This is a genomic window from Hymenobacter actinosclerus, from assembly GCF_900111515.1.
GTDB lineage: Bacteria > Bacteroidota > Bacteroidia > Cytophagales > Hymenobacteraceae > Hymenobacter > Hymenobacter actinosclerus.
In genome coordinates this window covers 591,230-610,557 of record NZ_FOHS01000001.1, presented here as the reverse complement: position 1 = coordinate 610,557, position 19,328 = coordinate 591,230, and the positions used below count along the sequence as shown (strand labels likewise).

Annotated in this window: 25 protein-coding genes; 2 read left to right on the top strand and 23 right to left on the bottom strand. The window is 58.7% G+C overall.

From position 1 onward, the window contains the following. The first annotated feature begins 346 nt into the window (after window positions 1-346). Window positions 347-2,209, top strand: coding sequence for a Fe-S protein assembly chaperone HscA (gene hscA / locus BMY67_RS02645; RefSeq protein ID WP_092768014.1), 1,863 nt, complete (start codon window positions 347-349; stop codon window positions 2,207-2,209). 164 nt (window positions 2,210-2,373) lie between these two features. After that, window positions 2,374-3,585, top strand: coding sequence for an anhydro-N-acetylmuramic acid kinase (locus BMY67_RS02640; protein WP_092768012.1), 1,212 nt, complete (start codon window positions 2,374-2,376; stop codon window positions 3,583-3,585). 19 nt (window positions 3,586-3,604) lie between these two features. On the opposite strand, the gene BMY67_RS02635 is transcribed toward BMY67_RS02640, so the two are convergent. From BMY67_RS02635 to rplE, 23 genes are all read right to left on the bottom strand, one after another. After that, on the bottom strand, window positions 3,605-3,994 hold the full coding sequence (locus BMY67_RS02635; protein WP_092768010.1) for a hypothetical protein: 390 nt from the start codon (window positions 3,992-3,994) through the stop codon (window positions 3,605-3,607). Window positions 3,995-4,042: 48 nt separating this feature from the next. Next, window positions 4,043-4,300 carry an FtsB family cell division protein gene (locus tag BMY67_RS02630; protein ID WP_317040318.1) on the bottom strand — a complete coding sequence of 86 codons (258 nt, stop codon included), beginning with the start codon at window positions 4,298-4,300 and terminating at the stop codon, window positions 4,043-4,045. Between the two features lie 279 nt (window positions 4,301-4,579). Then, a complete protein-coding gene (gene eno / locus BMY67_RS02625; protein WP_092768006.1) occupies window positions 4,580-5,851 on the bottom strand; it encodes a phosphopyruvate hydratase in 1,272 nt (423 codons plus the stop codon). Between the two features lie 105 nt (window positions 5,852-5,956). Then, window positions 5,957-6,739 carry a LytR/AlgR family response regulator transcription factor gene (locus tag BMY67_RS02620; protein ID WP_092768004.1) on the bottom strand — a complete coding sequence of 261 codons (783 nt, stop codon included), beginning with the start codon at window positions 6,737-6,739 and terminating at the stop codon, window positions 5,957-5,959. A gap of 121 nt (window positions 6,740-6,860) precedes the next feature. Continuing rightward, window positions 6,861-7,910 (bottom strand): sensor histidine kinase, encoded by a 1,050-nt coding sequence (locus BMY67_RS02615; protein ID WP_177189656.1) that lies wholly within the window; start codon window positions 7,908-7,910, stop codon window positions 6,861-6,863. A gap of 86 nt (window positions 7,911-7,996) precedes the next feature. After that, window positions 7,997-9,307 carry an erythromycin esterase family protein gene (locus BMY67_RS02610; RefSeq protein WP_092768000.1) on the bottom strand — a complete coding sequence of 437 codons (1,311 nt, stop codon included), beginning with the start codon at window positions 9,305-9,307 and terminating at the stop codon, window positions 7,997-7,999. 204 nt (window positions 9,308-9,511) lie between these two features. Next, entirely contained in the window at window positions 9,512-10,111 is a 600-nt protein-coding gene (rplQ, locus tag BMY67_RS02605; protein ID WP_092767998.1) for a 50S ribosomal protein L17, read from the bottom strand. Between the two features lie 210 nt (window positions 10,112-10,321). Continuing rightward, window positions 10,322-11,311, bottom strand: coding sequence for a DNA-directed RNA polymerase subunit alpha (locus BMY67_RS02600; protein WP_092767996.1), 990 nt, complete (start codon window positions 11,309-11,311; stop codon window positions 10,322-10,324). Between the two features lie 146 nt (window positions 11,312-11,457). Beyond that, window positions 11,458-12,063 carry a 30S ribosomal protein S4 gene (gene rpsD / locus BMY67_RS02595; protein WP_092767994.1) on the bottom strand — a complete coding sequence of 202 codons (606 nt, stop codon included), beginning with the start codon at window positions 12,061-12,063 and terminating at the stop codon, window positions 11,458-11,460. A gap of 59 nt (window positions 12,064-12,122) precedes the next feature. Further along, a complete protein-coding gene (rpsK, locus tag BMY67_RS02590; RefSeq protein ID WP_019946149.1) occupies window positions 12,123-12,515 on the bottom strand; it encodes a 30S ribosomal protein S11 in 393 nt (130 codons plus the stop codon). Window positions 12,516-12,594: 79 nt separating this feature from the next. After that, window positions 12,595-12,972: a 30S ribosomal protein S13 gene (gene rpsM, locus BMY67_RS02585; protein ID WP_092767992.1), complete on the bottom strand. Its 378-nt coding sequence runs from the start codon at window positions 12,970-12,972 to the stop codon at window positions 12,595-12,597. Window positions 12,973-13,086: 114 nt separating this feature from the next. Continuing rightward, window positions 13,087-13,203, bottom strand: a complete 117-nt coding sequence (ykgO, locus tag BMY67_RS02580; RefSeq protein ID WP_092767990.1) for a type B 50S ribosomal protein L36 — start codon at window positions 13,201-13,203, stop codon at window positions 13,087-13,089. A 108-nt stretch (window positions 13,204-13,311) separates the two neighbouring features. After that, window positions 13,312-13,530 (bottom strand): translation initiation factor IF-1, encoded by a 219-nt coding sequence (gene infA / locus BMY67_RS02575; protein ID WP_019946152.1) that lies wholly within the window; start codon window positions 13,528-13,530, stop codon window positions 13,312-13,314. Window positions 13,531-13,537: 7 nt separating this feature from the next. Further along, on the bottom strand, window positions 13,538-14,320 hold the full coding sequence (gene map / locus BMY67_RS02570) for a type I methionyl aminopeptidase (protein ID WP_092767988.1): 783 nt from the start codon (window positions 14,318-14,320) through the stop codon (window positions 13,538-13,540). Between the two features lie 2 nt (window positions 14,321-14,322). Then, a complete protein-coding gene (gene secY / locus BMY67_RS02565) occupies window positions 14,323-15,636 on the bottom strand; it encodes a preprotein translocase subunit SecY (protein WP_092767986.1) in 1,314 nt (437 codons plus the stop codon). Between the two features lie 14 nt (window positions 15,637-15,650). Continuing rightward, window positions 15,651-16,094, bottom strand: coding sequence for a 50S ribosomal protein L15 (gene rplO / locus BMY67_RS02560; RefSeq protein ID WP_092767984.1), 444 nt, complete (start codon window positions 16,092-16,094; stop codon window positions 15,651-15,653). Between the two features lie 10 nt (window positions 16,095-16,104). Continuing rightward, the gene (gene rpmD / locus BMY67_RS02555) at window positions 16,105-16,284 is read right to left on the bottom strand and encodes a 50S ribosomal protein L30 (protein ID WP_092738467.1); all 180 of its coding nucleotides are present in this window, start codon (window positions 16,282-16,284) and stop codon (window positions 16,105-16,107) included. 6 nt (window positions 16,285-16,290) lie between these two features. Next, a complete protein-coding gene (gene rpsE / locus BMY67_RS02550; protein ID WP_245744845.1) occupies window positions 16,291-16,899 on the bottom strand; it encodes a 30S ribosomal protein S5 in 609 nt (202 codons plus the stop codon). A 9-nt stretch (window positions 16,900-16,908) separates the two neighbouring features. Then, window positions 16,909-17,259: a 50S ribosomal protein L18 gene (rplR, locus tag BMY67_RS02545; RefSeq protein WP_044003239.1), complete on the bottom strand. Its 351-nt coding sequence runs from the start codon at window positions 17,257-17,259 to the stop codon at window positions 16,909-16,911. A 9-nt stretch (window positions 17,260-17,268) separates the two neighbouring features. After that, on the bottom strand, window positions 17,269-17,823 hold the full coding sequence (rplF, locus tag BMY67_RS02540; protein ID WP_092767982.1) for a 50S ribosomal protein L6: 555 nt from the start codon (window positions 17,821-17,823) through the stop codon (window positions 17,269-17,271). Window positions 17,824-17,843: 20 nt separating this feature from the next. After that, window positions 17,844-18,242 (bottom strand): 30S ribosomal protein S8, encoded by a 399-nt coding sequence (gene rpsH, locus BMY67_RS02535; protein ID WP_088462454.1) that lies wholly within the window; start codon window positions 18,240-18,242, stop codon window positions 17,844-17,846. A gap of 243 nt (window positions 18,243-18,485) precedes the next feature. Then, on the bottom strand, window positions 18,486-18,755 hold the full coding sequence (gene rpsN / locus BMY67_RS02530; RefSeq protein ID WP_092738469.1) for a 30S ribosomal protein S14: 270 nt from the start codon (window positions 18,753-18,755) through the stop codon (window positions 18,486-18,488). After that, on the bottom strand, window positions 18,748-19,308 hold the full coding sequence (gene rplE / locus BMY67_RS02525; RefSeq protein WP_092767980.1) for a 50S ribosomal protein L5: 561 nt from the start codon (window positions 19,306-19,308) through the stop codon (window positions 18,748-18,750). Before rplE ends, rpsN begins: the two co-directional genes overlap by 8 nt. Window positions 19,309-19,328: the final 20 nt, after the last annotated feature.

The following is a 19,328-nucleotide window of genomic DNA, read 5'->3' as shown; positions in this document are numbered from 1 at the left end:
CCGGGGTCACTGAAAACCAAGGGGTAAGCGCGGCAGTAAGGCCCGCAGAAAGCGTACGCAGCCCAACTCGGCAGTGGATTTAAATAACCCTAATTTTGTACAAGGTTTTCTTCGAAATCTGTAACCAAAATCGTTTTAGCTGATTTCCAGGGCACAAAGGCGCTTTATCAGATGGAAATCTGGCAATTAGCTGGTTCGCACCCGACCCGCAACCAGGCAAGCCCGCCCCCGGCCGCGCCGGACTTTTGTTGCGTAATTTTGGCCCTTTCCGGCCGCCCCTTGTTATAGTAGCTGGTTATTTACCTCCCTCGGCTCTTCGTGCGGCTTCGCCGCCTCGTTCTTCCCTATGGCTAAAGTTGCAATCAACCTTTCTACCGGCAGTATTCAGCAGGAAGAAATTATCGTGGGTATCGATCTGGGCACCACCAACTCGCTGGTGGCCTACATCCACCCCGAGAACCGCCAGCCGCTGGCCATCAACGACCAGGGCCGGGGCACCATCGTGCCGTCGGTGGTGCACTTCCCGCAGGGCGGGGCCGAGCCGCTGGTGGGCACCGAGGCCAAAGAATACCTGCTGACTGACCCGCAGAACACCATTTACTCGGTAAAGCGCCTGCTAGGCAAAAGCTACCACGACCTGGGCCAGCACGCCGGCGGCCTGGGCTACAAGGTGATTGACGACAACTCGGAGGGCCTGGTGAAAATCCGGGTCGGCGACCGGTTCTACTCGCCCATCGAGCTGTCGGCCGAAATCCTGAAGGAGCTGCGCGAGCGGGCCGAGCACGCGCTCAAAACGCCGGTCAACAAGGCCGTCATCACGGTGCCGGCCTACTTCAACGACTCGCAGCGCCAGGCCACCCGCGACGCCGGCCGCCTGGCCGGGCTGGAGGTGCTGCGCATCGTGAACGAGCCCACCGCCGCGGCCCTGGCCTACGGCATCGGCCTGAACCCGGACGAGGAGAAGACCGTGGCCGTGTACGATTTGGGCGGCGGCACCTTCGACGTGAGCATTCTCAAGCTGCACCAGGGCATTTTTGAGGTCCTCAGCACCAACGGCGACACGTATTTGGGCGGCGACGACCTCGACCGCGCCGTGGCCGAGCATTGGACCCGGCAGCACGAGCTCACGGCCCAACTGGCCGCCAACGGCTCGCTCCGGCAGGAGCTGCGGCTGCTGGCCGAATCGGCCAAGCGCTACCTCAGCCAGCACGACGATTTCGCCGGCAACCTCGGCGACGACGTAGTAGTGCGCCTGAGCCGCCCGGAGTTCGACGAGCTGGCCCGCCCGCTGGTGGAGCGCACGATAAACTCGTGCCGCCGCGCCCTGACTGACGCCGGCCTGAAAGCCGAACAGCTCGACGCCGTGCTGCTGGTAGGCGGCTCGACGCGGGTGCCGCTGGTGCACGAGTCGGTTTCGGCCTTTTTCGGGCAGCCGGCCAACAGCTCGCTTAACCCCGACGAAGTGGTGGCGCTGGGCGCGGCCATTCAGGCCGATATTCTGGCCGGCAACCGCCGCGACGTGCTGCTGCTCGACGTAACGCCGCTCACGCTTGGCATCGAAACCCTGGGCGGCCTGATGGACCCCATTATCCCGCGCAACTCCAAAATCCCGACCAAGGCCGGCCGCCAGTACACGACCAGTGTCGACGGGCAGGTGAACCTGAAAATTTCGGTGTACCAGGGCGAGCGGGACGTGGTGAAGGAAAACCGCAAGCTGGCCGAGTTCGATTTGCGCGGCATCCCGGCCATGCCCGCCGGCCTGCCCAAGGTCGACGTCAACTTCCTGCTCAACGCCGACGGCATCCTGAAAGTAGAGGCCGTGGAGCTGCGCTCCGGCACCCGCCAGGAAGTCGAAATCAAGCCCCAGTACGGCCTCACCGACGAGCAGGTGGAGCAGATGCTCATGGACTCGCTCACCCACGCCCGCGAAGACGTGGCGGCCCGCATGGTGATTGAAGCCCGCACCGTAGCCGAGCAGATGCTCTACCAAGTGGAGCGCTTCATCACCAAAAACGGCCGGCACCTCACCCCCACCGAGCTCACCCAGACCCAGGTCGGCGTAGAAAAGCTCAAAGCCGCCCTGCAAACTCAGGAAAAAGACGTGATGCTGAAAGCCGTGGACGAGCTGGAAGAACTCACCCGCCCCTTCGCCGAGCGGGTGATGAACATCAGCATCAGCGAGGCTATGGCCGGGAAGAAGATTGAGTAGTGAGTAGTGAGTAGTGAGTAGTGAGTGAACGGAAACGTCTGTCATCCTGACGAAGGAAGGACCTTCTTACGGTAGGGTTCCCTGAAGCAATTTTTGCTGTCGTAAGGAGGTCCTTCCTTCGTCAGGATGACAGACGTTTACATCTTAGCCCTAGCCGACAAAATATGCACCGCCTCGCCCAGCTTGCTCAGCAGCCCAGCCGCCGCATTATTGGGCTGATGTCGGGCACCTCGCTGGACGGGCTGGACGTGGCGCTGTGCCGCCTGCACGGGCACGGCCCGGCCACGCGGCTGGAGCTGGAGCACTTTGCCACTGTAGGTTACGATGAGGAGTTCCGGCGGCGGGTGCGGCAGGTGTTTGCCCGCGAACAGGTTAGCCTGGAGTACCTGACGCTGCTGCACGCCTGGCTGGGCCGCGCGCACGCCCGCATGGTGCTCGACTGCCTGCGCGAGTGGCAGGTAGCCCCGGCCGAAGTCGACCTGCTGGCCAGCCACGGCCAGACGGTGTACCACGCGCCCGCCCACCAGCACCAGCATCCCGATTTCCCCGGCCTCAACGCCACCCTGCAACTCGGCGACGCCGACCACCTGGCCGTGGGCACCGGCATCATCACCGTCGGCGACTTCCGCCAGAAGCACGTGGCGGGCGGAGGCGAAGGCGCGCCGCTGGCCACCTACGGCGACTTTCTGCTGCTCAGCAGCCCAAACGAAGAGCGCCTGCTGCTCAATCTGGGCGGCATTGCCAACTTCACCTACCTGCCCCGCACCAACGCCGCCAGCGCCCAGGCCGGCAGCGCCGCCTTAAGCACCGACACCGGACCCGGCAACACCCTGCTTGATGCCGTGGTACGCCAGCATTTCCCACACTTATCCTTTGATGAAGACGGCCGCCTGGGCGCCGCCGGCACGGTGCATCCGGAGTTGCTGGCCGAGCTGCTGAAACACCCATTTTTCGCGGCGGCCCTGCCCAAAACCACCGGGCCCGAGTTGTTTAATCTGGCCTACCTGCACGCCGCTCAGGTATGCACCGGCACCGCTGACCTGGCAGTTGAAGACCTGCTGGCGACGCTGGTGGAGCTGAGCGCAACCGGCGTCGCACGGGCAGTCCGGTTGGCTTTAGGACCGCAGCCCGCCCTGGCGGTTTACGCCAGCGGTGGCGGCGCCCACAACCCGGTGCTGATGGCCGCGTTGCAGCGCCTTTTGCCCGCCTGCCGCTTCGCCAGCACTGCCGTGCTGGGCGTGCCGCCCGATGCCAAGGAGGCCATCCTGTTTGCCCTGCTGGCCAACGAAGCTGTGGCCGGCCAACCCGTCAGTATTGGGGCCGGCAGCCAGCGCGTGCCGGCTATCCGGATGGGCAAAATCTCGCTGCCCGATTAAGCAGGAGGCATCTTCGTTTTTATTGTGCCTTTACCAGCCGGAAGCTTTTTACCAGCCGGGCCGTGGAATCCTGGAAGCTGACGTCGAGCTGGAAGTACGGTCGGTGGGCCAGCGTATCGGCGCGGAAGCTGTACGCCACGAAGGTTTCGGAAGCAGCCGTTTCGCGCAGGCGGTAGCCGAGCTTGTAGAGGTCGATAACGGGGCCGAATTGGCGCACCAGCTCACGCAGGGGCTGTAAGGACTGCCGGAATTGCTTCTCGCTGAGTTGGGCCTGGGCGGCAGGAGTCAGCCAGCGGTAGGCCTGCGGCCACTCCTGCCCCACGGCGGCCAGCCAGAACTGCCGGGCCACCTGCACCTGCGAATTCACCCGTTGCTGGGCCAGTCCTGGCACAGCCAGCAACAGACTCATTGCTAGCAAAACCGCCTTCATCATGTTTATTCGCATCAGTACAGCCGGTTACTCCTTGTCCTGGGGCACGAGCACGAATACGTCCTCACCCGGCCGCTTCATGATGTATTTCTCGCGGGCGAATTTCTCCAGCAGCTCGGGACTGCTCAGCAGTTCGGCGCGGTCCTTCTTCACCTTCTCAATTTCGCGCAGGTAGTACTCCCGGTCGCCCTCCAACTCTTGCAGCTTGGCGTACATGTCGTACTGCCGCACCAGGTCGTTGGCATCAAACAGAAACATCCAGACCAGAAACGCCAGCCCGGTCAAGAAATAGAAGCTACGCAGCCACCGTGGCACCCGCTCGAATAATTCGCCAATCCTCATAAATCACAGATGTCGCCGATTTTTCGCTGATTAAGCACGCGCAGACCTCAGCCAGACAAATATCCACTATTTCACCCAACTACCCTATAGATTGCCGCTGATTACGCCCTCCTCGGCCATCGGCTAAAAACAAAACGGTACTGCTCCACAAGGAACAGTACCGTTTGCTTGGCTGAACATAAAAATCAGCGCAATCACGATTAATCAGCAAAAATCAGTGATTTACATGCGGCGGCCGGGGAAGTAGGCCACTTCGCCCAGTTCCTCTTCGATGCGCAGCAACTGGTTGTATTTCGACATGCGGTCGGAGCGGGAGGCCGAGCCGGTTTTGATCTGGCCGGTGTTCAGGGCCACAGCCAGGTCGGCAATGGTGTTGTCCTCGGTTTCGCCCGAGCGGTGGCTCATGATGCTCTTGTAGCCGTGGCGGCGGCCCAGGTTGATGGCGTCGATGGTTTCCGACAGCGTACCAATCTGGTTTACCTTGATGAGGATGGCGTTGGCAATCTGCTCGTCGATGCCGCGCTGCAACCGGTCGACGTTGGTTACGAACAGGTCGTCGCCCACGAGCTGGGTGGTTTTGCCGATGCTGTTGGTCAGGTCCTTCCAGCCGCTCCAGTCGTCCTCGTCCATGCCATCCTCGATGCTGATGATGGGGTACTTCTTGGTCCAGTCGGTCCAGTAGCTCACCATTTCCGAGGAGGTCAGCTTGTCGCCGGTGCTCTTCTTGAAGTGGTAGTGGCCATCGGAATAGAACTCCGAAGCGGCGGCGTCCATGGCAATCATCACGTCGTCGCCGGGCTTGTAGCCGGCCTTCTCGATGGCCTGGAGCACCACCTTAATGGCGTCCTCGTTGCTTTTGATGTTGGGGGCAAAGCCGCCCTCGTCGCCCACGTTGGTGCTCAGACCCTGCTTCTTGAGCACCTCTTTCAGGTGGTGGAAGATTTCGGTGCCCCAGCGCAACGCCTCCGAGAAGCTGCCGGCACCCACCGGCATAATCATGAATTCCTGGAAGTCGATGCTGTTATCGGCGTGCGAGCCGCCGTTGAGGATGTTCATCATCGGCACGGGCAGCGTGGTAGCGTTTACGCCACCCACGTAGCGGTACAGCGGCATGCCCGCCTCGGCGGCGGCGGCGCGGGCGGCGGCCAGCGACACGCCCAGAATGGCGTTGGCGCCCAGGTTGGCCTTGTTGGGCGTGCCGTCGAGCTCGCACATAATCTTGTCGAGCAAGCCTTGCTCAAACACCGAAAAGCCCACCAGTTCCTCGGCAATCGTCGTGTTCACGTTCTCCACCGCCCGCAGCACACCCTTGCCCATGTACATGGATTTGTCGTTGTCGCGTAGCTCCACGGCTTCGTGCTTGCCGGTGCTGGCGCCGCTGGGTACGGCGGCGCGGCCCACAGTGCCGCTGTCGGTGGTCACGTCCACTTCAACAGTTGGGTTGCCACGCGAATCGAATATCTGGCGGGCGTGGATTTCGGTGATAATGCTCATAGGAAAACGGGGGTTAGAAAACGGAGTGCGAAGCCCGGTTGCTCCGGGCTATCGGGCTGCAAGGTAAATAGGATAGCCGACGTTTCGGCCCTTGTCCCGGCGCTTCTACCCTTCCAGCCAGCGCCGGAACTCGGGCGTCTGGGCCGCGCTGGTCATTAGCGAAGCCGTGCTGGCCCGCAGCTTCACCACCAGCCGGTTGTTGAAATACGGCTCCACGCGCTCCACGAAGGCCACATTCACCAGCTCCGAGCGGTTGAGTCGCCCGAACCGGGCCGGGTCGAGCTGGGCCTCCAGCTCCGTGAGCGTGCCGGTGAGCGGGTGGCGGGCGCCGGCCCCGTCTACGGCAAACACCACGCCCTCATCGGCCTGCAAATAGGCCACCTCCGGCAACACGTAAAGGCCGTTGCGCACCCGCACCGACAGCCGCTGCCGGTACCGGGGCTGGCCGTTCTGGCGCAGCGCCTGGCTTAGCTCGCGCAGCACCTCCGGACTCAGTGCCGGCGCGGGTGCGGGCGTAGCGCCGGCAAAGCTGCCGCGCAGAAACTGATACTTATCCAGCGCCTCTGCAAACTGCTCGTAGCTAAAGGGCTTGAGCAGGTAGGCAATGCCGTTGCCCCGGAAGGCCGGCAGCAGGTATTGGTCGTAGGCGGTAGTGAAGATGATGGGGCACGTTACGCGAAACCGCTCGTAGAGGCTGAACACGTTACCATCAAGCAGCTCAATATCCGAGAAAAGCAGGTCGGGCATGGGGTTGCTTTCCAGCCACGCCAGGGCCTTTTCCACGCTCCGCAGCACCGGCGGCACATTGGTAGTGAGACCCGCTCGTTGCAGGAAATCCACTGTCTGCCGGGCCGCCAGCTCCTCGTCTTCCAGAATCAGAATGTTCATAGTTGGCAATAGGGATGTAGAGACGCATACTTGCGTCTCATTGTTGAACAACAATGCAACAGCGGCGTGGACGACGAGACGCAAGTATGCGTCTCTACAGTTCAGGCGGCATAAACCCAACTTACCCAGCAGCCCGCACCGCCACCGGCTCACTGCCCGCCGCCCACGCCCGGCGCTGGCGCAGCACCGGCACCGTCACCCGGAACCCCGCGGCCGTGTCTTCCACCCTGATTTCCTGGCCAAACAGCAGCCGGTACCGCTCCCGCAGATTGGCCAGGCCCAGGCCGATGGAATCGACGGGCGTGAGCTTGGGGCGGCGCGGGTGGTGCACGTTTAGCTCAGTGTCGGAAGCTTCAATTTCGATGAGCAGCGGGTTTTCCTCGTCGCCGGCGTTGTGCTTGATGGCGTTTTCGACCAGCAGCTGCAACGTACCGGGCACCACCAGCAGCTGGTCTAGTTCGGCCGCTTCGGGCAGCGTCTGTCGGAAGGCGTAGGCCGCCCCGAAGCGGTGGCGCAGCAGGTACACGTACTCATCGACGAAGCGCAGTTCCTCGGCCAGGGTCACGAAATCGTCGTCTTTGTGGCGGATAAGGAAGCGGTAAAGGCTGGCGAAGCGGTTGAGGTACTCGTTGGCCTCGGCGGGGTCGTGCTGGATGAGGCCGCGCAGCACGTTGAGGTTGTTGAACAGAAAGTGCGGGTCGAGTTGGGCCTTTAGGTTGCGCAACTCGCTTTCGGTCTGGGCCTGCTGGGTTTGCAGTAGCCGCTTCTGCACGTCGAAATAGCGCTTGCCGGCCATAAGGACGCCCAGCATTCCGTAGCTTTTGGTGTGCTGCATAACGGCGTTCAGTACCGCCAGCAAGTTCCAGCGCAGCGGCTCCTCATCGAACAGCACACCGTAACCCAGCCAGTACAGGTGGGCATCGAGCACCACAAACACCACCAGCACACCCAGGACTACTCCCGCGTTGCGGCGGGCCAGGGCCAGGGGCAGCAGCCCAAACACCAGGGCGTATACGGACAGTGTATCGAGCGAAATGGTGTACAGAATGCCCGCCAAGGCCCGCTCCAGCCCAAATTGCTGGAGGTAACTAAAGAAGATAATAGGCGCGGCCAGCAGCCAGTACACCAGAATAAGGAAGGCGTCGGAACGCGAAGGGCGTTGAATCAGCATGGAGCCGGTAGCAGGGAGAAGCCGCTGAACCAGGGCGAAAGATGCTACTATTCCCTCGTAATCGAATAGCTTGGCAGTAGCGGGCTTCATGGTTGCAACGGCTCTACCGCCTTCGAGTCGCGCACCAGCAACAGGTACTGCACGTAGGCGCTGGCCGGCAGCCGCGGGCTGAATTGAATTTGCTGCCCGGCTGGAATACCCAGCGCATAGCGCACCGCAATCGGTTGGCGCGTAGTAGCTGCCCCGGCGGCATCGAGCCGGAACAGGGTGGTGCTGCCGGGCCTGGTGCGTTGCTTGAGCTCCTCTATGCCCGCCAGTACTGTCAGCGGGCCATCGTGGTTGAACTTATCAGTACGGGTGTAAGTCTGCTGACCCGCGTCCTGCCAGGCTGGCGGCAGGCCCGCCGTGGGGTACAGCATCCGGCACCCGCTGAACATGGCCAGCACCGACACCACCTTATCGTGCACGGGTAGCTTGCTGGCCCGTATCATTCCGGCCAGCAGCCGGGTCTCTCCCTGAATCGGGCTTTGCAGCACGTGCGCCAAGCCCCACAGTCCGTAGAGCTTCTCGTTTTCTAACTGCAAGTCCCTAAACAAAGCCTCGAAATTGGCAAACAGAATTTGCTCCCGCCCCAGCCCGGCCGACTCGTAACCCAGATTGCGTAACAGGTGCCGAACATCGTCATAAACCGGGCCCAGCGTGGCAGCCCGTTGCTGCCGGGCCCGTTGCAGGACATCCACACTCCGTTTGGCCACGGCGCCTAACGCAGCCGCCCCGGTATCATTGCGCAACAGTTGCATAACCGAATCCAGCTGGGTGCGCAACGCCGGCCGTAAGCGTTGCCCCTTCAGCCGCGCCGCCAGGTAATCGGCTGCCAGGGGCTTGTCCTGCAACGCATCCAGGCCAATAAACCGGATTTGCCGGTTCGCAGGCAATGTCCGGTTCCACTCCCGGATTTGCTGAAACTTGCGGTACAGTTCGGCATTACCCCACTGGGCCGTACCTGCCACCCAGCTTCGGAACACCAGTCGCAACGTGCTATCGTGGCCGGTACGCAGGTACTCGTTGAGGTAGTAAGCCTTGCTGCAATCCACTTCAGCCACGTAGGTGCGCACCCCGGCGCGGACGTTCAGGTGCTTGAGCAGGGCTAAGTCCACATCCTGCACCCGCGCTACCCCGTGCGCCTCACCCAGCAGGAAAAGCTGGTTGGCATAAAACGCCTCGTCAAACAGCGCGAATGCCGAATCGGAATCAGGTTGCCAGCTTGCTTGGGGCACCCCCGCAAATACGGCCGCTGATGCCGCGGAACCTAGGGCGGCCAATTGCTGGGCCCGGGCAGTAGGAACTAACAGCGCGCCGGCCAAAGCATACAGCAAACAAAACAGGAAAGGCTTCATAGGGAAAGACTGAATGTGAATACTTCACAAAACACGCCCAGCCTGCCCCGCAATGCAGCCCATATTTTCCGAAGTCCGGCAAAATCCCGATAAACTCGGGGGAATCGCCCTCGAACAACAACCCCACTCGCCTTCTGACCCGGGCAAAAAAAAAGGGACGCCCCGGCTGGAGCGTCCCTTTCATTTATATACAGCTTGGTCCGACTACTCGGCGGCCTTCTCCTCGCGGGTCTCGCCGTTGTGCAGCGTCTCCGTGTCGGTGTCCTCGGGGGCCGAAACCTCCGTGGTGGCAGCCTTGGCCTTCTTGGCGGGCTTAGCTTCAGCTACTACTTCAGCCGACGAATCGCCTTCGGTCGTGGTAGCATCAGCCTTCTTGCCGCCGCGGCGCGAACGACGGGTCGTAGCCTTGGCTTCGCCGGCATTCTTAGCCTCCAGCAAGGTGTCGTTGAAGTCCACCAGCTCGATAACGCACATCTCCGAGTTGTCACCCAGACGGTTCTGGCTCAGCTTGATGATGCGGGTGTAGCCACCGGGACGGCCAGCAATTTTGGCGGCCACGTTGTCAAACAGTTCTTTTAGTACCTCCTTCTGGCCCAGGCTCGAGAAAACGAGGCGGCGCGAGTGCGTCGTGTCGTTCTTGGCTTTGGTCAGCAGGGGCTCCACGTACTGGCGCAGGGCCTTGGCCTTGGCTACCGTGGTGGTGATGCGCTTGTGCAGGATAAGCGAGTTGGCCATGTTCGCCAGCATCGCGTGGCGGTGCGAGGTGGTGCGGCCGAGATGGTTGAAAGATTTACCGTGACGCATAAAAAAGAAAAAAACGTACGCTTGCGGGCAACGACCACGGCGGAAAGTGCCTTGCGGCAACCTTCTCATTAGAACCGCTGCCCCGGGGGCGCACTATGAGAAAAGTGAAAAAGTCTGCAAATGTACGCAATAGTTGGCCACGAAAAATGTGCTGCCGTGAATTATGCGCGAGGCATCCATTCACAGTCAGCACATTTTTTCGTTGAGCGACTATTCTTCGTCGAGCTTGTACTTGCCCAGGTCCATGCCGAAGGTCAGGCCCTTCTCCTCCACGAGGTTTTCCAGTTCCGTGAGCGACTTCTTACCGAAGTTGCGGAACTTCATCATGTCGGCCATGTCCAGCTGCACCAAATCGCCGAGGCTCTTGATGTCGGCGGCCTTGAGGCAGTTGTAGGCGCGTACGCTCAGGTCCATGTCGGCCAGCGGCGTCTTGAGCACCTTGCGCATGTGCAGCGTCTCCTCGTCCACGATTTCCTCCTCCTCGGCTTTCACCGTCTCGAAGGTCATGGTGCTGTCGGAGAACAGCATGAAGTGCTGAATCAGAATGTTGGCGGCCCCCTTCAGGGCTTCCTCCGGATGAATCGAACCGTCGGTGTGAATCTCGATAACGAGCTTCTCGTAGTCGGTCTTCTGCTCCACGCGGGTGTTTTCCACGCTGTACTTCACATTCTTAATCGGCGTGAAGATGGCGTCGATGGCAATCTGGCCGAACACCTGGTCGAGGGGCTTGTTCTCCTCGGCCGGCACGTAGCCGCGGCCCTTCTGAATCGTGAACTCGAACTCCAGCTCCGTTCCGGGGTCCACGTGGCAGATAACCATCTCGGTGTTGAGAACCTCAAACCCGTTGGTGAAGTTGTTGATGTCGCCGGCCTTGAACGAGTCCTGGCCTTTGATGCGAACCGTGATTTTATCCTCAATGGCATCGCTCACCTTCTTAAAGCGAATCTGCTTCAGGTTGAGGATGATTTCGGACATATCTTCCAGCACGCCTTCGATGGTCATGAACTCGTGCAGCACGCTGTTGGTGCGCACCGAGGTGATGGCGTAGCCCTCCAGCGACGACAGCAGGATGCGGCGCAAAGCGTTGCCGATCGTGACGCCGTAGCCTTTCTCAAGCGGTTTGAATTCAAACGTGCCGTAGAAGTCGTCGGATTTCTCCATCACCACTTTCTCCGGCATTTGAAAAGCTAAGATTGACATAAGTGGGGCGGTTGGTTAAAATTGAGTAAAAGGTATCAGGTAAAAGGATGCGTTTGCAGTGCCTGTTACCCAATACCTAATACCTGAATTCAATAAAAAGGCAGCGAAGCCAACGAGCGGCCCGGGCGTCCGGGCCGCTTCGTTTACTACTTCGAATACAGTTCGACGATGAGCTGCTCGGTGATGGTCTCCGGAATCAGCTCGCGCGAAGGCGCATTGAGGAACTTGCCGACCATATCCTTGCCGTCCCACTCCAGCCACGAGAAAGCGCGGGCATTGCGGGCGCTCAGGCTCGTGGTGATGGCTTCCAGCGACTTCGACTTCTCGCGAACGGCCACGATGTCGCCGGCGCGGAGCTTGTACGAAGCGATGTTTACAATCTCGCCGTTTACGGTGATGTGCTTGTGCAACACCAGCTGACGGGCGGCGCGACGCGTTGGGGCAATGCCCAAACGGTACACCGTGTTGTCGAGGCGCGACTCCAGCATGGCCAGCAGGTTGTCGCCGGTGATGCCGGGAGCAGCCGCAGCCTTGTGGAAGAGGTTCTCGAACTGCTTTTCGAGCATGCCGTACATGTACTTCACTTTCTGCTTCTCCATCAGCTGGATAGCGTACTCGCTCTGCTTCTTACGACGACCACGGCCGTGCTGGCCGGGAGGATATGCTTTTTTGGTGAGTGCCTTGCTAGGGCCGAAAATCGGCTCATTGAAGCGACGGGCAATCTTGGTTTTAGGACCAGTATAACGTGCCATTTCGGAGTTGTTGGGGGTTGAAGGGGGCGCGGCCCGGCAGGCCAGCGCGGGGCTTTAAACTAAACGCGACGACGCTTAGGAGGGCGGCAGCCGTTATGCGGCAGCGGAGTTACGTCCTTAATGGTCGTTACCTCGATGCCCACATTACCCAGCGTGCGGATAGCCGACTCACGGCCTGCACCCGGACCCTTCACAAACACCTCGGCCTTGCGCATGCCCAGGTCGTGGGCAACTTTGCCGGCATCCGACATCGCCATTTGGGCGGCGTAGGGAGTGTTCTTCTTCGAACCCCGGAATCCCATCTTGCCAGCCGAAGCCCAGGAAATTACCTGGCCATTGTTGTTGGTGATGGAGATGATGATGTTGTTGAACGAGGCCTTGATGTGGACCTGCCCTACGGGCTCAACAACGACAACGCGCTTCTTGGCTTTGTCTTTTCTTTTCTGTGCCATTTGGTTATCGCAAAAATTACTGCGGAAGGTGTTAGGCTGAAAGCTTTTCGCAACCCATCAGCCTGATTCCCGCTACAGATTATTTAGTGGCTTTTTTCTTACCGGCAACGGTCTTGCGCTTGCCCTTACGGGTACGCGAGTTGTTCTTGGTGCGCTGACCACGAACGGGCAGACCCTTACGGTGACGCAGACCCCGGTAGCAACCGATGTCCATGAGCCGCTTGATGTTGAGCTGCACTTCCGAACGCAACACGCCTTCCGTTTTGTAGGTGCTGGCGATGATGCTCCGGATTTCGCCGGCTTCCTCCTCGGTCCAGTCCTTCACTTTCTTGTTCAGGTCAACACCTGCCTTCGAAAGGATTTGCTGGGCCGACGTCTTGCCGATGCCGAAAATGTAAGTCAGCGAGATTTCGCCGCGCTTGTTGTCTGGGATGTCTACCCCTGCAATACGAGCCATGTGATGAGTTTGGGTTGTTGGCGAGTTAGGGTCTTGGGGTTCCGCTGCTGATTAGCTCTGGCTGTCGGAACACACAGCAAGCTGCCATGCTCCAAAGACCCCAATTTCCAATAATTATCCCTGACGCTGCTTGAAGCGGGGGTTCTTTTTGTTGATGACGTAGAGCTTGCCATTGCGACGAATGATCTTGCAATCGGCGCTACGCTTTTTGATGGAAGTTTTTACTTTCATGGTAGTGAGTGGTTAGGGTCGGAGGTTCAAAAGGGTCTGAGTTGGCTAGGGCCGAACAACCTGGTTGACGCTCAACCCAGTTCCCCGGACCCCAAGTACCCCATACCCTTACTTATAACGGTACACGATACGGCCCTTCGACAAATCGTAGGGCGACATTTCGAGTTTCACCTTATCTCCCGGCAGGATTTTGATGTAGTGCATCCGCATCTTGCCCGATATGTGAGCAATGAGCTGGTGCCCGTTTTCCAGCTCCACGCGGAACATGGCGTTGGATAAGGCTTCCAGGATGGTACCGTCCTGCTCAATGGAAGTTTGTTTGGCCATATGGCTACTATAAGGTTTTTGCCTGTAAGGCTTGTTCTATGTAATCGAAGGAGGTCAGAATTTCTGCCTTGTCTTTGCGAACAACGATTGTGTGCTCAAAGTGCGCCGAGGGTTTGAAATCCTTGGTGCGGATAGTCCAGCCATCCTTTTCCTGCACCACGCTTTTCGTGCCTAGGTTCACCATCGGCTCAACGGCCAGCGTAAGTCCGGCTTGCAGCTTCAGGCCCGAACCACGCTTGCCGTAGTTGGGTACCTCGGGCCGCTCGTGCAGCTTCTGGCCAATGCCGTGACCAACCAACTCCCGCACTACGCCGTAGCCCTGCTTCTCCACGTAGTTCTGGATGGCGTAGCTCACATCACCGAGGCGGTTGCCCACCACCGCCTGCTCGATGCCCAGATAGAGCGACTTTTTGGTTTCGTCCAGCAGCGTCAGCACTTCCGGCGCCACCTCCCCTACCGGGTAGGTATAGGCGCTATCAGAGTGGTAGCCGTTAAGCTGAACTCCACAGTCAATCGAAACGATGTCGCCGCTTTTCAGCACGTAGTCGCCCGGGAAACCGTGTACCACAACCGAGTTAGGCGAGATGCATAAGCTGTACTCGAAGCCGTTGTATCCCTTGAACGAAGGCGAGCCCCCATTGTCGCGGATAAACTCTTCGGCCCGCTGATCCAAGGCCCGAGTAGTTACACCTTCCCCGATGAGCTTGGCGACTTCGCCGTGAGCCTGGGCCAGCACTTTCGCACTAGCCTTCATCAAGTCGATTTCCTCTTCGGTTTTGTAAAAAATCATTTCTACGAAGCCATGGAAATGTTCTGCGAACGGCCCCGGGTTTTGCCCGTCTTCATCATGCTGTCGTACTGACGCATGAGCAGATAGCTCTTCACCTGGTTCATGGTATCGAGCACCACGCCCACCATAATGATGAGCGAAGTACCACCATAGAACTGGGCAAAGGGTCCCGTTACACCGGCCACCGTAGCAATGGCAGGCAGGATGGCAATAATTGCCAGTGCCACCGCGCCGGGCAATGTGATACGGGTAAGTACCTCATCAATGAACTCCGATGTATCACGACCCGGCTTCACCCCGGGGATAAACCCACCGCTGCGCTTCAAGTCGTCCGCAATCTGGTTGGGGTTGACGCTGATAGCCGTGTAGAAGTAGGTGAACACGACGATGAGCAGCCCAAACACGACGTTGTAAACGGCATGGTTGGGCTGGAACCAGGTACCAATCATAGTAGCGGCCTCACTGTCCTTGTTCCAGGCCGAGGCAGCAATTGCCGGCACGAACATCAATGATTGAGCGAAAATGATTGGCATTACACCGGCCGCATTCACTTTCATCGGAATGTACTGCCGCTGGGAACTAAGCGAAGCGGCACCGCCCACCTGCTTGGCATACTGCACCGGAATCTGCCGCACGGCCTGCGTGAGGATGATAACGGCCATAACCACCACGAAGAGCACGGCCATCTCAATGAGGAAAATCAGCGAGCCACGCATCGAGCGGGCCGTGGCTTCCCCAATCAGGGCGCCGGGCAGGCGCGAGACGATGCCAATCATAATCAGCATCGAGATACCGTTGCCGATACCCTTATCGGTAATCTTCTCTCCCAGCCACATGCAGAACAGGGTGCCTGCCGTAACAATAAGAGCCGTCGAAACGGTGAAGAAGACGCCCGGGTTCATGATGGCCTCGGCGTTGATGGTGGCAATAAAACCCACCGACTGCGCCGCCACAATCGGAATTGTGAGGATACGCGTGTACTGGCTGATTTTATTCCGACCTGACTCCCCTTCCTTCTGCAGCTTCTGGAAGTACGGCACTGCAATAGTCAGCAGCTGCAGTACAATAGAAGCCGAGATGTAGGGCATAATGCCCAAAGCGAAGATGGAAGCATGACTGAATGCCCCACCCAGCAGGGTATCAAGAATGCCCAGCACGCCCGAAGCACCGGTTTTTAAGCGGGTAGGATCAATACCCGGCAGCACCACGAAGGAACCCAGCCGGTAGATGGCAATGAAAAAAAGCGTATTGAGAATCCGCGTACGCAGATCCTCAATCGCAAATACATTCTTTATCGACTCGATAAGTTTTTTCATTGCTGCTTTGATGCTTAGAGCGTCACGGCTTTTCCGCCGGCTTTCTCGATAGCCTCAACAGCCGATTTCGAGAAGGCGTGGGCATGTACTTCCAGGGCGGTGGTAACTTCACCACGGCCCAGAACCTTGATTTTGGCGCTCTTCGAAGCCAGACCGGCATTCACAAAGAAAGCGGCGTCGAAGGTAGTAGCACCGTTTTCGGCCAGAGCAGCCAGCACGTCGAGGTTGACGGCTTTGTACTCAATGCGGTTGATGTTCTTGAAGCCAAACTTAGGCACCCGACGCTGCAGAGGCATCTGGCCACCTTCGAAGCCCGACTTCTTGGAGTAACCCGAGCGGGACTTGGCACCTTTGTGACCACGCGTCGAAGTGCCGCCGCGGCCGGAACCCGTACCACGACCCACGCGCTTTACATTGCGGGTGGAGCCGGTGGCGGGCTGGAGATTGCTGAGATTCATGTTCGAGTTCCTAGAGTTCGGTTACTTCCAATAGGTGCTGAACGGCTTTAATCATGCCAGCTATTTCGGAAGTGTTTTCCACAGTCCGGGTGCTGTTCATTTTGCCGAGGCCGAGGGCCTGCACGGTACGCTTCTGCCGCTCGGGGCGGTCGATAACGCTTCTTACGAGTTTGATTTGGATCTGCGCCATCGTCTCTTATCCGTTAAAAACCTGAGCGAGGGTGATACCACGAGCCTGCGCAATTTGCATAGGGTCGCGCATTTTTAGCAGGGCGTCGAAGGTAGCCTTCACCACGTTGTGAGGGTTCGACGAGCCTTTAGACTTAGCCAGTACGTCTTTGATACCGGCGCTTTCGAACACGGCACGCATGGCACCGCCCGCAATTACACCCGTACCAGCGGCGGCCGGCTGAACCAGCACGAAACCACCCGAGTACTTACCTTCCATTTTGTGAGGAACCGTGTGCTTGTACAAAGGCACTTTCACCAGGTTCTTCTTCGCGTCGTCAATGCCTTTGGCAATGGCGTCGGTTACTTCGTTGGCTTTGCCGAGGCCATAGCCTACGGTGCCGTTGCCGTCACCTACTACTACGATGGCCGAGAAGCTGAAGCGACGACCACCCTTTACCACTTTGGCAACGCGGTTGATAGCTACTACTTTCTCTTTCAGGTCGGAGTCGCCGGTGCGCGAATCGTTGTCTTTGTTGCGGTCATTGCCGCCGCGACGGTCATTGCCACCACCACGAGGGCCGTTGCCGCCGCGGTCGTTACCACCACCCCGAGGGCCGTTGTTAAATTCTGCCATGAGGATAGATTAGAAATTGAGGCCGCCTTCGCGGGCTCCTTCTGCCAATGATTTTACGCGGCCGTGGTAGAGGTAACCGGAGCGGTCAAATACCACTTTCGAAATTCCTTTTCCAGTAGCACGGGCGGCAAGTTCTTTGCCGACTGCGGCGGCGAGGGCGACTCCGTTGCCCCCTTCCACCGAAACGTGCTTCGAGGAAGCAGACGCCAGCGTGTGGCCGGTGGTGTCGTCAATAATCTGAGCATAAATGCCCGTATTGCTGCGGAACACCGACAAACGCGGACGCTCGGACGTGCCAGCCACCTTAGTGCGGATGATGCGCTGGATCCGTTTTCTTCTAGTTGCTTTATCGAAAGCCATGGTGCGTTATTATTTCGAAGCCGTTTTACCAGCCTTACGACGAATCTGCTCACCCACGAAACGCACGCCTTTGCCTTTGTAGGGCTCAACTTTGCGCAACGAGCGAATCTTTGCGGCTACCTGGCCCAGCAACTGCTTGTCGATGCTGGTGAGGGTAACGATGGGGTTTTTACCTTTTTCGGTAACGGCCGTAGCCGTTACTTCGGCCGGCAGCGCCAGGAAGATGTTGTGCGAGTAGCCCAGCGATAGCTCGAGGGTGGTACCAGCCATGGCGGCTTTGTAACCTACACCTACCAGCTCCAGCTTCTTTTCGAGGCCATTGCTAACGCCATCAACGGCGTTGTTTAGCAGCGAGCGGTACAGGCCGTGCATGGCCTTGTGGCGCTTCTGCTCCGTGGGGCGCGTTACCAGCAACTGGCCGTCCTCGGTAGCCACGTTAATGTCGCGGTCTACGGGAACTACCAGCGTGCCTTTCGGGCCCTTTACGGTTACGTTGTTGTCGTTGCTCACTTCAATCTGCACGTTGTCGGGCAGGCTGATGGGCAGTTTACCAATGCGTGACATAGTTTCTGTTTCCTTTCAGATTAGTAAACGTAGCACAGCACTTCGCCGCCCACGTTCTCCGCCTTCGCCTCTTTCTCCGTCATCACGCCCTTCGACGTGGAGAGAATGGCGATGCCGAGGCCGCTGAGTACGCGGGGCATGTTGCCAACGTGCGCATACTGGCGCAGACCGGGCGAGCTCACGCGCTGCAACTTGGTGATAGCCGGCACCTTCGTGGTGGGGTTGTATTTGAGGGCGATTTTAATCGTTCCCTGCACGGCGGCGTCGTCAAAACGGTAGCTCTGAATGTAGCCCTTTTTGTAGAGCACCTTCGTAATCTCCTTTTTGATGTTGCTGGCCGGAATTTCCACCACCCGGTGGTTTGCCTTGATGGCATTGCGTACCCGGGTCAGGTAGTCGGCAATTGGATCTGTGTTCATTCGATTGTAAAAATGAAGCGCCCTTTTTTAGGGAGCCGCAAAGATAGGAAAATTTCACCGGCCCCCGAAAGGGTCAGCGAAATTTTCGGTTAAGACTACTCGGCTCGGCTTGTAACGGCTCGGCCAATGGTTTCTTTCGGCAACCTGCCAAATTGTAAAGGGATTAGAGATAAAGGATAAAAGGATTAACGACAACTTCAGAAGTTCCTTATCCTTTCATCCCTTATCCTTAATCCAACTGGCTTACCAGCTCGACTTGGTTACGCCGGGGATTTTGCCGGCGAGGGCCATTTCGCGGAAGCGTACGCGGCTGATGCCGAACTTACGCATGTAACCGCGGGGACGACCGTCGATTTTGTCGCGGTTGTGCAGGCGCACAGGCGACGCATTACGCGGCAGTTTGTCCAGGCCTTCGTAGTCGCCGGCCGCTTTCAGGGCCTTGCGCTTCTCGGCGTAACGGGCAACGGTCGCGATGCGCTTCCGTTCCCGTGCTTTCATGCTCTCCTTAGCCATTGTTTTCTTTCTTAGCGTTGGCGAATGGCATTCCGAAGGCCTTGAGCAGCTCGTAGCTCTGCTCGTCGTTTTCGGCCGACGTCACGAAGGTGATGTCCATGCCGGCAATCGACTTGATCTTGTCAATCGAAATCTCCGGGAAAATGATCTGCTCCTTCACGCCCAGGGTATAGTTACCCCGGCCATCGAAGCCTTTGTCGTTGATTCCTTTGAAGTCGCGTACCCGGGGCAGGGCCACGGTCAGCAAACGGTCGAGGAATTCGTACATCTGCTCACCCCGTAGCGTTACGCGGGCGCCGATTGGCATACCCTCGCGCAGCTTGAAGTTCGATACCGAACGCTTGGCAATCGTAGGCACAGCTTTCTGACCGGTAATGATGGTCAGCTCTTCTACGCCGTTGTCTACCAACTTCTTGTCGGCTACCGCCGCGCCAATGCCGCGGTTGATGCAGATTTTGGTGATGCGTGGTACCTGCATGATGCTCTTGAACTGGAATTTCTCCTGGAGCGCGGGTACTACTTCGTTGTTGTATTTCTCTTTGAAACGAGCCATGTCGGAAGCGGTTAGGCGTT